This is a genomic window from Limosilactobacillus sp. (genome assembly GCF_022651205.1).
Lineage (GTDB): Bacteria > Bacillota > Bacilli > Lactobacillales > Lactobacillaceae > Limosilactobacillus.
Window position 1 is genome coordinate 1 of the sequence record NZ_JALCQI010000034.1, and the last position, 15,051, is coordinate 15,051.

15 protein-coding genes are annotated in these 15,051 nt (G+C 41.1%); 10 read left to right on the top strand and 5 right to left on the bottom strand.

The window, feature by feature from the left end; genetic code table 11:
- Positions 1-107 precede the first annotated feature (107 nt).
- From LKJ51_RS06635 to LKJ51_RS06645, 3 genes are all read left to right on the top strand, one after another.
- On the top strand, positions 108-1,292 hold the full coding sequence (locus LKJ51_RS06635; protein ID WP_291979635.1) for an aminotransferase class I/II-fold pyridoxal phosphate-dependent enzyme: 1,185 nt from the start codon (positions 108-110) through the stop codon (positions 1,290-1,292).
- 2 nt (positions 1,293-1,294) lie between these two features.
- Positions 1,295-2,290, top strand: a complete 996-nt coding sequence (locus tag LKJ51_RS06640) for an NAD(P)-dependent oxidoreductase (protein ID WP_291979634.1) — start codon at positions 1,295-1,297, stop codon at positions 2,288-2,290.
- Between the two features lie 143 nt (positions 2,291-2,433).
- Entirely contained in the window at positions 2,434-3,747 is a 1,314-nt protein-coding gene (locus LKJ51_RS06645) for an APC family permease (protein WP_291979633.1), read from the top strand.
- 66 nt (positions 3,748-3,813) lie between these two features.
- Here LKJ51_RS06645 and LKJ51_RS06650 read toward each other — a convergent pair whose 3' ends face one another.
- The gene (locus LKJ51_RS06650) at positions 3,814-4,935 is read right to left on the bottom strand and encodes an NAD(P)-dependent alcohol dehydrogenase (RefSeq protein WP_291979632.1); all 1,122 of its coding nucleotides are present in this window, start codon (positions 4,933-4,935) and stop codon (positions 3,814-3,816) included.
- Between the two features lie 203 nt (positions 4,936-5,138).
- The gene (locus tag LKJ51_RS06655; protein ID WP_291979631.1) at positions 5,139-5,534 is read right to left on the bottom strand and encodes a winged helix-turn-helix transcriptional regulator; all 396 of its coding nucleotides are present in this window, start codon (positions 5,532-5,534) and stop codon (positions 5,139-5,141) included.
- 110 nt (positions 5,535-5,644) lie between these two features.
- On the opposite strand from LKJ51_RS06655, the gene LKJ51_RS06660 reads away from it, so the two are divergent.
- Together LKJ51_RS06660 and LKJ51_RS06665 are read left to right on the top strand one after the other, a co-directional pair.
- On the top strand, positions 5,645-6,082 hold the full coding sequence (locus LKJ51_RS06660) for an OsmC family protein (protein WP_291979630.1): 438 nt from the start codon (positions 5,645-5,647) through the stop codon (positions 6,080-6,082).
- Positions 6,083-6,092: 10 nt separating this feature from the next.
- Positions 6,093-6,503, top strand: coding sequence for an OsmC family protein (locus LKJ51_RS06665; protein WP_291979629.1), 411 nt, complete (start codon positions 6,093-6,095; stop codon positions 6,501-6,503).
- Between the two features lie 57 nt (positions 6,504-6,560).
- Here LKJ51_RS06665 and LKJ51_RS06670 read toward each other — a convergent pair whose 3' ends face one another.
- Together LKJ51_RS06670 and LKJ51_RS06675 are read right to left on the bottom strand one after the other, a co-directional pair.
- Positions 6,561-7,655 carry an AAA family ATPase gene (locus tag LKJ51_RS06670; protein WP_291979628.1) on the bottom strand — a complete coding sequence of 365 codons (1,095 nt, stop codon included), beginning with the start codon at positions 7,653-7,655 and terminating at the stop codon, positions 6,561-6,563.
- A 419-nt stretch (positions 7,656-8,074) separates the two neighbouring features.
- The gene (locus LKJ51_RS06675; protein ID WP_291979627.1) at positions 8,075-8,350 is read right to left on the bottom strand and encodes a hypothetical protein; all 276 of its coding nucleotides are present in this window, start codon (positions 8,348-8,350) and stop codon (positions 8,075-8,077) included.
- Between the two features lie 181 nt (positions 8,351-8,531).
- On the opposite strand from LKJ51_RS06675, the gene LKJ51_RS06680 reads away from it, so the two are divergent.
- The 5 genes from LKJ51_RS06680 (at position 8,532) to LKJ51_RS06700 (ending at position 13,546) form a co-directional block, all read left to right on the top strand.
- Complete coding sequence (locus LKJ51_RS06680) at positions 8,532-9,392, top strand: GRP family sugar transporter (protein WP_291979626.1); 861 nt, start codon at positions 8,532-8,534, stop codon at positions 9,390-9,392.
- A 112-nt stretch (positions 9,393-9,504) separates the two neighbouring features.
- Positions 9,505-10,473, top strand: a complete 969-nt coding sequence (locus LKJ51_RS06685; protein ID WP_291979625.1) for a DUF3114 domain-containing protein — start codon at positions 9,505-9,507, stop codon at positions 10,471-10,473.
- Between the two features lie 83 nt (positions 10,474-10,556).
- Entirely contained in the window at positions 10,557-11,600 is a 1,044-nt protein-coding gene (locus LKJ51_RS06690; RefSeq protein WP_291979624.1) for a hypothetical protein, read from the top strand.
- Positions 11,601-11,723: 123 nt separating this feature from the next.
- Complete coding sequence (locus LKJ51_RS06695) at positions 11,724-13,262, top strand: multicopper oxidase family protein (RefSeq protein ID WP_291979623.1); 1,539 nt, start codon at positions 11,724-11,726, stop codon at positions 13,260-13,262.
- 74 nt (positions 13,263-13,336) lie between these two features.
- Positions 13,337-13,546, top strand: coding sequence for a hypothetical protein (locus tag LKJ51_RS06700; RefSeq protein WP_291979621.1), 210 nt, complete (start codon positions 13,337-13,339; stop codon positions 13,544-13,546).
- Positions 13,547-13,617: 71 nt separating this feature from the next.
- On the opposite strand, the gene LKJ51_RS06705 is transcribed toward LKJ51_RS06700, so the two are convergent.
- Positions 13,618-14,472, bottom strand: coding sequence for a metallophosphoesterase (locus LKJ51_RS06705; protein WP_434737690.1), 855 nt, complete (start codon positions 14,470-14,472; stop codon positions 13,618-13,620).
- Between the last annotated feature and the right edge of the window lie 579 nt (positions 14,473-15,051).

Consider the following 15,051-nt stretch of genomic DNA (forward strand, 5'->3'; position numbering starts at 1 on the left):
GGCCTTCTACCAAGAGATATCACAGCTCCATCAACCAATAATCAATTGGTCAGTATTATTTATTTGAGTCCAGTGGCTAACTTATTCTTGAAATTTAGGAATGAATTATGCCAGCTGTTAAATCAGGATTATTGAAAAATTTAAATGCCAATTTTGGTCGTTTGAAACCGGTGGGGATTCGGGAATTTGATTACCGAGCAAGTGTGATTCCCGGAATTATTAAATTAACTTTAGGGGAACCGGACTTTAACGTTCCAGAAGTAATGAAGCAAGCGGCAATCGACAGTATCAAAGCGAATGATTCACACTATGCGCCAGGAACCGGGTCAGTCAAACTTCGGAAAGCAATTGCTGGCTTTATGCAGGATCGTTACGGGTTAGATTATGATCCAAATAGTGAAATTGCTGTTACGGTCGGGGCAACTGAAGGAATTTATGCCTCTTTAGCAGCATTGATTAATCCTGGTGACGAAATTTTGGTAACAACACCGACATTTCCGTTATACATGGCTGTAACAACCTTACTAGGTGGAACTCCGGTTGAGATTGATACGAGTGATGATCAGTTTGTCTTAACTCCAGAAAGGCTAAAGCAGGTAATCGCTGCTCATCCAAAGGCCAAGGCGATTGTCTTGAATTATCCTTCTAACCCAACTGGTGTCACTTACACCAGCGAACAAATTGCGGCATTGGCTGGCGCAGTTAAGGATACTGACCTCGTGGTGATTGCTGATGAAATATACTCTGAATTAGTTTATGAAGGGCACCACACTTCAATCGCTAAGTTTATCCCAGAACAGACCCTTGTCCTCAATGGTGCATCGAAGTCACAAGCAATGACTGGCTACCGGGTTGGCTTTATTGCCGGACCACAAGAATTAATGAAGCCGGTCAGTGCGGTTCACGCAATGATGGTTACAGCAGCTGCAGATCCAATGATGGCAGCTGCGGCGGTTGGCTTTTCTACTGAAGAAGGGAAGCAAGCAACGTTAAAGATGAAGGCAGCTTATAAGCAACGGCGGGATGTTTTGGTGCCAGCGTTACGGGATCTTGGCTTTAAGATTACGAACCCGAACGGCGCGTTTTATGTTTTTGCTAAGCTACCGGAAAAGTTTGGAAACGATGACGTAAAGTTTGCTACTGCTCTTGCAACTGAAGGAAAAGTTGCCGTAATTCCTGGTTCTTACTTTGGTGCCGGTGGTCAGGGATACTTGAGAATCAGTTACGCTACAAGTATGGAAAATATCAAAGAAGCACTTAAACGAATTACTAAATTTGTTAAGGAGGACTAGTAATGACCAAAATTTTAATGACCAGTGTCCGTGATGACGAACAAGCAGCAATTAAGGATTTTGCTAAGGAACACCACGTAGAAATAATTACAAGTCCACAGTTGATTGATGACGCAGTAGACCAGACGAAGGACGTTGATGGGTTGGTGATCCAACAACGGAGCAAACTCCCGGATGACATTTATGCCAAATTGCGTGCTAATGGCCTCAAGCAAATTGCTACCCGAACTGCTGGGTTTGACATGGTTGATATTAAAAAAGCAAATGCTAACGGGCTAGTGGTAACGAATGTACCAGCCTACTCACCACGAAGCGTTGCCGAACACGCATTGATGCAGATCTTTAGGTTATTGAGGAAGGAATACCTCTTTGATGCCCAGGTCGCCGAGAATGACTACCGTTGGTTTAGTAATGAACAGGCGATGGAGATTCATACAGCCACGGTTGGAATTATTGGTGTTGGCCGAATTGGTGGAACCCTTGCCAAATTACTCCATGCCTTAGGAGCAACTGTCTTGGGTTACGATCTCCGTCCCCGAGAAGAGATGAAGGATACCGTTACCTATGTTTCAAAGGAAGACCTCCTGAAACGCTCAGATGTGATTTCACTCCACGTCGATTTGAACCCGACCTCTAAAGGCTTGATGACCAGTAAGGACTTTGAATTGATGAAACCAACCGCGGGATTAGTTAATGCCAGTCGGGGACCGGTTGTTAAAACTGCCGATTTGGTTGCAGCATTAAAGGATAAACAAATCGCTGCAGCCGCACTGGATACCTTTGAGGGTGAAAACCAGGTTGTTATGACTGATCGCCGGCAAAAGGGGCTAGGGGATGTTCCATTGATTGCCAAACTCCACGCGATGAAGAACGTTATTTTGACGCCCCATATTGCCTTCTTTACTAATTTGGCGGTTAAAAACATGGTCGACTTTTCACTAGAAGACACATTAGCGATTTTGAATGGTCAAAAGTCACCACATGAAATTAAGGCTTAATTATGAAAACAGGAGCAACCGAGGAGATGAGACACTCTTCTTGGTTGTTTTTTTAAATCAAGATAATTCGCTATGTCAACGGGATCTCCCTAAAAGATATATAATTGAAATGAGGAATAATTATATGTGAGGAGTGAATTGCGATGGATAAGCAAGCAAATAAAAAAACTGGCTCAATTGGCGTTGTTGGTGCGACCTCAATTGGTGTCGGTGGAATGATGGGGGCCGGGCTTTATACCCTTCTTGGCTTAGCAGCTAAGAGTGCTGGTGTCTGGCTTCCGCTATCGTTTTTGATCGGTGGAATAGTTGCCGCATTTTCGGTATATTCCTATTCTAAATTGGGGATGGAATACCCAGACCGTGGTGGGGCTGCTAAGTTTCTCCTGAAAGGTTTTGGTGATGGTCTCTTGGCAGGGGGATTGAACGTTTTCCAATACCTTGGCTGGATCATCGCAATGGCCCTTTACGCAACGGGATTTTCTGAGTATATGTGTCAGTTGTGTGGCCTAAAAAGTGGCGGCTGGGTCGGCAAGTCAATTAGTGTTGGGATTATCGTCCTGGTTGTGATCGTTAATATCATGGGATCCAAGCAGGTTGCCCGAGCACAAACGACGATTATCAGCTTTGAATTAATTATTTTGCTTGCTTTTATTGTTCTTGGACTAAGCCAAGCACATTTGCCAGCAACCAGTTCCACAATGAGTAGTAGCGGAATCATTGGTATTCTTTCGGCTGCTGGACTCTTGTACGTAACTTATGAAGGATTTGGGGTTGTTACGAATGCTGCTGGCAATATGAAAAATCCACGAAAACAGTTACCGCGGGCCCTCTACTTCTCGTTAGGAATCGTTATGATTATCTATATTTTAGCCAGTTCAGTTGTTATTGGAACAATTGGTGTAAGTGGCGCGGTTAAGAATCAGGGACACGTTTTAGCGGTTGCCGGTCAGGCAATTTTCGGTAAGATTGGAATGATCTTGATTGTGATTGCCGCTCTAGTTGCGACTGCCTCTGCGGTTAACTCGACGATGTTTGGGGATGAAAACCTGGCAATCCGGATTGCAAAGGTGGATGAAATTCCGCCGAAGTTTGGTTTAGCTACCCGGATTGGTGGTACTTGGGGACTATTCTTTACGTTTATTATCACCTGTGCCTTTGTAATCATCTTCCCGTTAGCATCTGTTGGTCAAATGGCAAGTTTAGCGTTCTTACTTGTTTATGCGATGGTTAATGCTGGTCACCTGCGTTTAAGTAAGCAAACTCATGCCAAAAAGTGGATCTTAATTTGTGCAATCATCCTTAACCTTTCGTTATTTGCTCTGTTGTTTGCGCAAACTATTATCAATGGTGAAACATTAACCTGGACTGCTGTGATCTTCCTTCTGGTAATCAGTTTTGTTGCTGAATTTTGCTGGCGGAAGTGGAATAAGCAGAACTTAAGTTGGCTTGGAAAATAATAAAAAATCCGGTTGCATTAATTAGTGCAATCGGATTTTTGTAAATTTAGGATTCAATTGTTAACTTTAGTCACCAGGCTTGTAGTCTTTATCAATAATCAAAACTGGCTTGATTGTTTTACCGGAGATGGAGTCAGCATTTGCTTGGTTAATGTCTTCAAAGTCATAGAACTTTTCGGTCTTATCAAAGTCAAACATTCCTAGCTTGTAGAATTCGATTAAACGTGGAATGTCAATTTGTGGAACTGAGTCACCCATTAAGACACCGACAAAGCTCTTGTCATTAGCGCTTAGATCAGTCCATTGGCCAACTTCAACCTTATTTGGCGTAACCGCAACTCCAGCACAGGTGCCACCTTGAGCTAGGACGTCAATTGCTTGACGGGTAACGGCAGGAATACCAGTAGTATCAACGGTGTAATCAACTCCATAGCCGTTGGTTAAACTCTTAATCTTTTCAACAGGATCTTCTTCTTTACTATTGATGGTTTCGGTTGCTCCTAATTCTTTAGCTAGTTCAAGACGGGAAGGAACAATATCAACAGCAATTACCTTTGTGCATCCAGAAATTCGACCAGCCATCATTGCTGCTAAACCAACGGCACCGGTGCCAAATACGGCAATGGTTTCGCCTGGCTTTGGTTGAAGGTTATTAAAGACGGTCCCGGAACCAGTAACGTAGCCACAACCCAGTGGGCCGACTTTCCGTAAGTCAACATCTTTATCAACCTTGATTGCATTTCGTTCACTAACAACGGTTGTGGTTGTGAATGAAGATTGGTTGAACATGTTAGCAATATTGGTAGAGCCTTCCTTAAAGTCATAGTCACCGTCCGGACGAACCCCAGACATTGAACCCTTAGCAAAGTTTCGGCATTGACTTGGCTTACCGCTTAAACACTTGTCACATTTACCGTCAGACCAATATGACATAATGATGTGGTCACCAGGCTTGAAGTCGGTAACGTTACTTCCAACCTTTTCCACGATTCCAGCACCTTCATGTCCCAAAATAATTGGGTAGGAAATAACCGCATCTCCGTCACGAATTGCTTCGTCGGAGTGACAAATCCCACTGGCAACCATGTGAACTTGGAGATCAGTTGGTCCTAAGTCATGGAGCTCAACATCATCTTTAATGACAAAAGGACCATTTTCTTTTTCAACAACAGCAGCTTTGATCTTCATTTTAATACCCTCCAGTTCCAAACAACATCTTACTGTAAACGCTTACAGCTTATACAATTATACTAATTCATCAGTTTTGTAATGTCAAATTAATTTAGTGGACATAAGTAGGTGATTAGTTGATTATATGATATTTATTTCATAAAAATAATTTTGAATACGTACCATTAAATTTAAAAAGAGATCAGTGATTAATTTACAGATCACTGCTCTCTCTTATTTTGAAATTCTTTTTTATGGATCCTATTAAAATGTGTCCCGCGGTAAATTTTACTGGAGCTATTTTGCACAGCCCAATTTGAAATTTGCTGGAGTACAGGGATTAATGTCTTTCCCTTATTAGTTAAGAAATATTCTACGCGGATTGGCATCTCATTATATTGGTGTCGGCTAATAATACCATTATTCTGAAGCTCTTTAAGGCTATCAGCGAGTGCAGTATCAGAAATGTTTTCCATTTTATCTTTTAAATCACAGTAACGAATTGGACCGTTGTTGGCGATGATGCAAAGTAACCGTGGCTTCCATTTGCCACCAAAAATATCAAGTGCATAATCGACTGTACAATAATATTCCTTTGGTGTTTTTCGTTGATACATTTCATTATCTCCCTCAAGAATTGTTTAGTCCCTCAAGAAACTTTGAAAACGTTTTCTTAAGGAAAAAGTTTATCTATGATGAAGTTAACAAACTAAGGGAGGATAATCAAATGGAATCATATACTGCAACTGCACGGAAGACAGCAAAGGGCTTGCAAGTAGATACTCATTCGCGCGGTGTCCATTACACAATTGATGAACCGAAGAATGCTGGTGGAACTAACACGGGGATGAACCCGGTTGAACTTGAACTGAGTACGCTAGGTGCTTCTTTGCAGGCAACCGCAAAGAAACTTGCTGGTGATGAAGGCTTTCAATATGATCAACTAACAGTTGAGTTGGAAGGTGACCTTGATCCACGTGGCTTTATGGGGGACCCAGAGATCCGTAATGGATTTCAAGAAATTCGCATTACCTACCGGATTAAGAAAACTGCATCGGCTGACGATTGTGCTAAGTTTATGCAAAAGGTTGAGGAACAATCACCAATTCTGGATAACCTCCGTAATGGGGTCAAAATTACAGTTAACCAAGTAACGACAAAGTAGGAGGATAAACATGACAACATATAAAGCGACAGTTACTAGTACCGATGAAGAAAATGTTTATCAAGCACAGGTTCGCGACTTTCAAATTAAGTTTGACTTGACTGGCCGTGACAATGGCTATGAAGAAGGGGTGACTCCTAAAGAGGCAATGCTATGTTCTCTTGGTGCCTGTGAATCAATTGTTGCGGGTTCTTTCTACCGTAAGCAGCATTTTACCTATCGGTCATTCTACCTTGTTTTGAACGGCGAGGTTAGTGGTGATCGTCCAGGTTATGATGAAATAACGATGGATGCCCACTTCGACACGGATAAATCGAAGGCCGATGCCGAAAAGTTCGTTGAATTTATGGAAAACACTTGCCCGGTTCGCGATAATCTAGTAAATACAGTTCCAATCAAGAGCAAGGTTGTTGTTGAATAAATGAAAAACGCAAGGAATGCTAGTTAAGCTGGTGTCCTTGCGTTTTGTTATTGAAATTTAAACCATATATTGACCGTCTTCAAGAAGAAAGTCCTTAAAGAGTGGTAGTGCAAATTTAACCCTTCCATATCCGGCTGGGACAATGATTTGACTATCGATTAGGCGTCGCCGGTAGACCCCAATATATCCCGGATTTTGGTCTAGTTTTTTACCTAAGTATTTTGCCGACACGGGATATTCAGGTGCATTAGCCATTATAATAATAAATTGTTGGTCGATTGGTGATAATTCTTCAAGCATTTTACTATATGCATTTCTACTGAGTTGTGCTTGATATTGTGGTAAAACTTCATCAATTGTCTCGTTTGTTATGTGTTTATCTGGACTCTGCCAAAGAAGGTAGCCCATTAACTGGAATGCATATGCATAGCCATCAGCTAGTTGAGCTGCTCGACGAATAACCTCTTTAGAAATTTGTGGATCCCGTTTACTCAGCTCTTGCTGATATTTTGCCCGAATATCAAAGAAGTTCAATGGAGATAGATCGATTCGACCGCTTCGTAACAAAAAAGTTAAGACATGATTATTTTGTAGTTCTTGCACGTTTTTGGGCAAGCCAGTCATGATGATTGATATTGGTAAATCCTCACTGATTAGGACTTGATAAACAGAGGCCAACTCAACCATTCCAGGAATGTCTTGTGCTTCATCAATCATAACTAATACGTGTTGATGATGTTCCTTTAGGATTTTGAGCATCTTTTCTAGAAGAATTTGATAATTGGTAGTTGATAGTTGACGCGGAGAGTCATTGATGGAAATACCACCGATAGAAAATGTGACACCTGAGATTTGGTTAAGAAGTTTTTGCAAAGGACTAGTTGCTTTTTGGTAGAGAAGTTCTACTAGTCTTCCAACCATATTATCACCAATGATTAGGTGGAGTGCTAACCAGTCTGGCTGATCATTGATCTGCTTTCCAACCTCATTCATAAAAACCGTTTTACCAATTCCGCGAGTACCATAAATGAGGGTAGTCCGATAAGGAGTGTCCAGCTCTTTGATATCACTAACTAGTCTTGTAATAAGGCTTTCTCGATTTAACAATACTGTTGGTTGGATACCGAAGCTAGGATTAAACGGATTTTTCATAACTAACAAGCCACCTTTTATATTGCTTTATATCGTTTTATATCTTGCGATTAATTTTATATCTCTTTATATCTTTGTGCAAGTTTTATATCTCTTTATATCTTCGCAGTAATAAAAAGGATCTAAGATTAGTGAAATGCTTAATCTTAGGTCCTGTAGTGTTTTTAAATATCTATTTAAGTTTCCTCAATAGCGTAGCAAGATTGGCTTGCCAGGAACTCGCTAGAGCTAGTGGCTTCAACTGCGACATAGTCAAGATCTGTTCGCCCTAATCTTCCGCAGTAGCCGACGTTCTAGCAAAACGAATCAAAATCGGCTTACCAGGGACTTGCTAGAGCTAGCGACCTCCTTCCTAGGCGCTAGTCGCCTTCGTCAGGAGAAATCGCTAGCCTTCCGCAAGTCCTCTGCTGGCAAGCACTCTAATCTTTAAACACATCCTCCAATTTGCCGGATAAGGAAATCTTATCTAGGCCGTTGGTGAGTTCGTAGTGGTCATCGTCAACTTGGGTGTCGCGGTAACCGGCACGTGAAAAGGCAGCAACTAATTTTGCCATGAACTTTTGTCCTGATTGGGTTGATTCGTAAATCATGTTATCAATATACGTTGGTAAATCAGGGCTTTTCCGAATTAAGGTAATTAAGTAAACCTGTTGTTCAGTCTTTTTAATTTCTGAAGTATTTTGCATTAATGACATTCAAATCCCTCCTGATCTTAATTATACTTAATATCTATTAATAGCCAATATAAAAATATCAATTACAGAAAAATAATTTTGAAAATAAAACATGAATAGTTATATTTTTCTCTCGCGTTGTAAACTATTTTGTCTTAAAGTAGTTAAGTGCATTTAAAAATTACAGAGGAGAGAAAGTTTAATGGCATTACTAATAGCATTTATTAACATTGTTGCTTGGGGATTAATTCCGTTAACTGTTAGGAAATCACCAACGAGTCAAATTGCGGGGATGGGAATTGGTTCTTTTGTAACGGCATTGGCCATTTACCTATTCACTTTCCCTCAATTTGAGCTAACAACTTGGGTAGCGGCATTTATTGCAGGGGCCTTTTGGACTATTGGTCAAATGGGACAGTTCATTTCATTTAAGCAGATTGGTGTAAGTGGAACGATCCCGCTTTCTGCAGGATTTCAATTAGTTGGTAATTCATTAATTGGGGTCTTAATTTTTGGCGAATGGCCGACAGAAAGTGCTAAGGTGATTGGTTTTATTGCGTTAGTCCTAGTTATTGTGGGGATAGTTCTCAGCTCGAAAAGCGATAATGCAGATGGTCACGCTAACGTTAATAATGTCTTGTTCCTGCTGGCAACAACGATTGGCTTTTGGATCTATTCAAGTTCGCCTAAGTTAATTACAAAGGAAATTAATCCAGGGGTTAGTGGACTAGATTACCTCTTGCCGGAAATGCTTGGAGTGTTAGTTGGTACAGTCATCTATGTACTAGTTACGCATTCGGCTAATGTTTATCGTGAACGAGCAACCTATCATAACATCCTTGCCGGAATCGAATTTAGCATTGGGACGTTGTTTTATCTGTTTTCGGTTAAACATAATGGGGTTACTAATGCCTTTATTTATAGCCAGATGTGTTCAATCTTGTCGACCTTTGGTGGAATTATTTTTCTTCATGAACAAAAATCGCACCGTGAGATGGTCTATGTCACGATTGGTCTCCTCCTTATTGTCGGTGGGAGTATCATGACGGGCTTCGCTAAATAAAATTGAGGTAAGCAAAAACTTCCAGAGTTCAATCCTGGAAGTTTTTTAAGATCTAGTTAACAAAATCTTCTTACATTAGTGATAGTTTAAATCTAAAAGGGAAGTGAAACAGATGAATGAAAGGTTAACTCAATTAATTGCAATCTTAGACTCAACCGGCTCTCCCCAACAACGATTAAGTAAACTAGTTAATGATGAGTTTCATGTTCAAATTGATCAAAATGGTTTTCTCCAGATTCAGCCGGCAGACCTAACACTAAAGATTTCACCATTATCCCCGTTCTTTGTTAAAGTTCGTCAACTTGTAATTGATGCTTACCCGACTTCTCAGGGGCTAAAAGCTGATGAATTGGGGAGAAAGCTCCATCTTTTTCGCAGTTACCTTGATTTATTTTACTTAAATTACGTCCGACAGTACCCAGGACGGACAGATTACCAACGATTACTTGGATTTGCCCGTGAACATAATATTCGCTTAGATTATGAAACGGATAGTGGTTATCATAACCGGACTCGGGATAAGTATACGTACCCTCGTAATATGAAGGTTCAACTAGTCCGTAATTCATGGCGACCTCGTGAGAATCCAGCGCGGATGGTTGAGTTTGTCGTTGATATTGACCGTGGTGAATTTGTTAGTGAATGGAATGCATATCGGCTAACCGAAATTGGCCGGGTTGATAGTAATCCAGAGAATTATTCGATTGCGGAATTAGAATCAATTGCCAACACTGAATCCTTTAACTACGGGATCCCCCATGGCAACTATTTTGTCTATCCGCATCTTCGTAAGACTCACTACTTCCTTGATGTTCAACAACCTCAAGATAGTCTTCTCCGTCAGCGAGCAAAGAAGGTTTATCGTTCACCAAAGGGGTATCGAAGTGGTGGTAGCTTTGCGGATCTGATTAAAGCGGGAGGCATTAAGGATGCCAGGGCCTGGCAACGGGTTCCGCTTTCCCGCCGAGCTGAGGTTTATTTATCGTTCATTGAACACTTGACGCACTCAAAAATGCCTAACTGGGGGATTAACTATTATCTTGGCTCAACAATGCGGTACCAGCAGTACTTCGTGATTTAGGAAACAGTTATCTGCCAAACCAATTATGACTTACCGAATGACGTGTTGTATACTAATGGTAAATTTTAATTGGAGGGTAACCAATGAAAAAGCAAAGTATTAGTAAGTTAATGGTTGCGGGTTTGGCACTGCTGCTAGCTGGTTGTGGTAGTCAACAGGCTAGTCAGGTTAAGGATTCCTCTTCTTCCAGTAGTAGCAGTTTGTTAGTGGCAAAGAGTAACGAGAAGGTTAGCACTGATAATCTGTCACCACAACAAGCGGTGAGTTTAGTTGCAACTTATGCCGGAAACAAGTATGGCGATGACTGGGCAAGCATGGCCAAGAAAGCCCAAAAGCAGGGCCTTCAAGTTAACCTATACCCAACTAGTAAATATAAGTTAAGTGACAATGGTCAAGGGGTTGCCTACGATGTCACTGCTGGTGGTAAATCAACTGGTCTGGTTTATACCATTAATAAGAACGATGATGTCAACGTTTACCAAAACGTTAAACCAGGAAAGCTTAGCCACAAGCTAGCAACGATCAGTAAGCAAGACATGGCCTCATACGTTAACCGTCAAGGGCAAGCTAAGCTAGTAGGAGATTTGGCAAAGAATGCTCAAGTAATTGACAAACAATCCGGTAGCCAAACGAGTTCAAACAATGGTTCAACCGCTACGAGTCACCAATATGGTCGCCAAGGAGCGGTTACCGTTCCAGCAGAAATGCAGGGAACTTGGTACAGTTCGGACTACAATGCTAACAGTAAGATTACGTTTAGTAAAAACGCAATTCTGGGTGAAGATGGCCAACAATACCACCTTTACAAGCAGGATCCAAACTTCCTTGCTGGAGATACACCTAGCACCAGTATCCAAAACGCAACTCGGTACTGGTCAAGCGCTCGCTTTGTGGATGTTCACGGACTGCACTTTCTCAATGTTCGTGGCTGGTGTCAAACTGCTGGGGATGGTTCATCGTACGCAATTCATACCGAAACCGTCAATGGTAAGCAGGTTAAGGTCTTAGTGGTTGCTGAAGGTGCCGGATACTGGACATCGGGTGTTTATTACCAAAACCCACAACTAGCTAAACAACAAGCGGACAAGAAGTTTGATGATCTTCACTACATGGAAGACGATGATTAATTGGTTTAAAAGCAATCCTGGGGATGTTCCTGGGATTGCTTTTTTTGGTATTGAAATTAAAATGGTCAAGCCGAGTCAGGAGAACTATAATGAGAATGAATAAAGTCATTGGAGGGATTATCGATGAGTGAACCAAAAGTGATCGATCATTATTTTTATGATGAAGCAGCATATGACTACCATGATGGTGGCTATGTACCGCTAGAAGAACCACAGACAGAACAAAAGCCGTTAAATATTCCGGAAATTTTGAAGCCGGATAAGGAAACGGCAACTGATATGTATTACACGATCGTTGCTCAAACGGGTGAAGTGCAACTAATGCCAGGTAAAAAAACTAAGACCTGGGGTTATAATGCGCCGCTTTTAGGGAAAACGGTGGTATTTAAGCGGGGGAAGACAATTCACTTGCACTTGGTTAACCACTTGCCGGAAGTCACCACTTTCCACTGGCACGGCTTAGCAATCCCAGGACCAATCGAGGATGGGGGATGCCATGCGCCAGTATACCCAGGCGGAAGTCGTGACGTTACCTTTAAGATTGATCAACCGGCTGCATTTGTTTGGCTCCACGCTCACCCATGTCCATCAACTGCTGAACAGGTTTGGCATGGTTTAGCTGCGGGTGCAATTGTTCAAGATGAACATGAGAGTAATCTTCCACTACCACGGAATTATGGAGTTGATGATATTCCGGTTATTTTACAAGACCGGCGTTTCCACGAAGATAACCAGTGGAACTATCGTGCAGATTACGATCCCGATGGCGTTGCGGGGCCGACTCCAATGATCAACGGAACGATCAATCCGTATTTTGATGTGACAACTCAAAAAGTTCGTTTGCGCTTCTTGGATGGTGCTAACCGACGTGAATTCCGTCTCCACTTTAGCGACGATCTTGAGTTTACCCAAATTGCGGGGGACCTAAGTCTGTTGCCGCACCCAGTTAAGATGACAAAACTACTGATTACCTGTGCAGAACGGCAAGAAATCGTTGTTGATTTTGGGAAGTATAAGCCGGGGGATGTCGTAACACTTTATTCCGATGATGTTCCGCTACTACGGTTCCGGATTCATGAATTCAAGCCGGATAACACTGTGATTCCTGATACTTTATTTGAAACTCCTGATCCAGATGTTGATCCAGACCTTCCAGTTCACCACGTTACCCTTGATGGGATGGACGAAGCCGTTGCCATGAACGGCAAGAAGTTCAAGATGGATCGGATTGACTACAAGATGCCGATGGGAAAGGTCCAGTTATGGGATATCTGTAACACTAACCCAGCACCGGGGATGATCCATCCTTACCACATGCACGGGACAGCGTTCAAGGTTGTTTCTCGGAATGGACACGCGCCGTATCCAAATGAACTTGGACTAAAGGACACAGTTGCAATTAATCCTGGAGAACACGTTGTTATCAAAGTTTGGTTCCACGTCTCAGGAGTATTCATGTACCACTGCCACATCATTGAACACGAAGATGGTGGAATGATGGCCCAACTTCAAGTGGTTGATCCAGCTGAACCAGATAAGAAGTATAAGCTGATGGATCACATGACAATCATGAAGGCATTTGCCGAGGAGCGTCATGTTCCAATGGACCAACTTTGGCTTGGCGGTATGGAATCCTACAAGAAGATGGGGATGGAAATGTAGTCAAAAATTTTAAAAAAAGATCGTTCACTTTTTAAAAAGAAGACTACAATAGAAGTTGAAAGGAAGCATTAATCATGAATATTGATGAAGATGCTCTTAAGAACTTCCAAGCAAGTAAGTTCGATTTTGTTGACGCTAAGGGTAACGATGTCGATTTCAGTAATTTGAGTGACGACGTTAAGTACACTCTTCGCGATGGTGAAACTATTGTTCAAGACGACATGACCGCTAAGGATGTTGCCGATACAATTAATAATGAATATGGAAAGACTGTTAATGTTTGATTTCCATACCCAGAGATAAAGTAATAAACGCTATTTTCAGGTGCGCTCCTGAAAATAGCGTTTTTAAGTATTTAGGTATCAAGATCGATAACTCGAGCAGTTGCAACCCACTGTTCAAAGAAATTATTCTTTTGCCATTCATTAATTCGTCGATTGTTAACGCCGACTGCTTGGTGATAATATGCTACGCCAGCACGCGTTAGTGGGGGATGAATACCGTGAAGGTGACCGTAGAAAACCTCTTTAACTATTCCTGAATTTTCAAGAATGCTTCTGAGTTGGTCGCTCCCCATCATCGCATTAATCATTTGGTAAAAACGTTCTTTTCTTGGAGTATCGACTTCTTTCGGCCTTGCTGATAAAAGCTCATGGCGCGGAGCAAAGTGAGTCAAAAAGAGAACTTGTTTATTCGCTTGCTTTGCCAAGAGGAGTTGATGCTTTACTTGAGTAAGAACAAGATTCATTCGTTCCTGATCAGAAAGAGGTTGTTCGATAGAACCGTCAAGCCAGAAGACATTTTTCCACTGTCTCACTTGAGCTGGATCATTATGATAACAAGAAAAAGAATAATCGTACCAACCGTTATTGCCAATGATTCGCCAGTCACTGTTGGGGATGTCAACAAACCGATTGTGGATATAAAGTGAGTGGTGGGGGTTCTCTACTTGGCTAAAGCTTACATTATTTAGCATATCGTGGTTGCCGATAATATAGTAAATCTTTGTATTACTTACTAGCGATTGCAGATGACTGAAATACTGCTCCGTTTTTTGGAAGTCGTTAAAAAGATCTCCGCCATATAAATAGTAATCAACTTTGTTTTGGTTAAGCCAACTTGACTGAAACTTTAGAACAGCTTCAGTGTCTACTTTGTTAATATCAAGATGATTATCACTACTAATTGCTATTTTAGTAATTAAAGTCACCTCCCTTTATATAGGTGATATTCGTTTGATTTGCCTGTTATTGTTACAAAAAAGCTTATAAACGTCAACTTTTTGTAATTAATTGTAATTTTTGCTTGCAAAATCATGGGAGAACATATATAGTATTTAACTGTTGTCTTTTGTATTTGAGATTACCAAATCAGCTATACCAATTTGGTAGATTTCAATTGTTACTATTTCTGCTGCTTGAACATGATATGATTAATTTGTCATATTATGTTGACAATGGCTCGGCAGCAAGCTACAATAGTTGTTGCTGGTTGAGATTAAATTCAAAAAAGTTCTTGACCAGATGCTCAGAAGATGATATATTATAAAAGTTGCTTGTTAGAGATGAACAGTGTGTTAACTTGATAATTTCTTCAAATTAACTATTGACATTGATGGTGAGCATCTGATATAATTATTAATGTTAACTGTCACTTAAATGACAGTTAAGGTAGACCTTTGAAAACTGAACAAAGTTTCGACGAATCAAATGTGTAGGGTCTTCAATCATTACGATTTGAAGCAAAACATTTGCGAAGTCAATTCGCTTAATTAATTTGAATTAGAGCT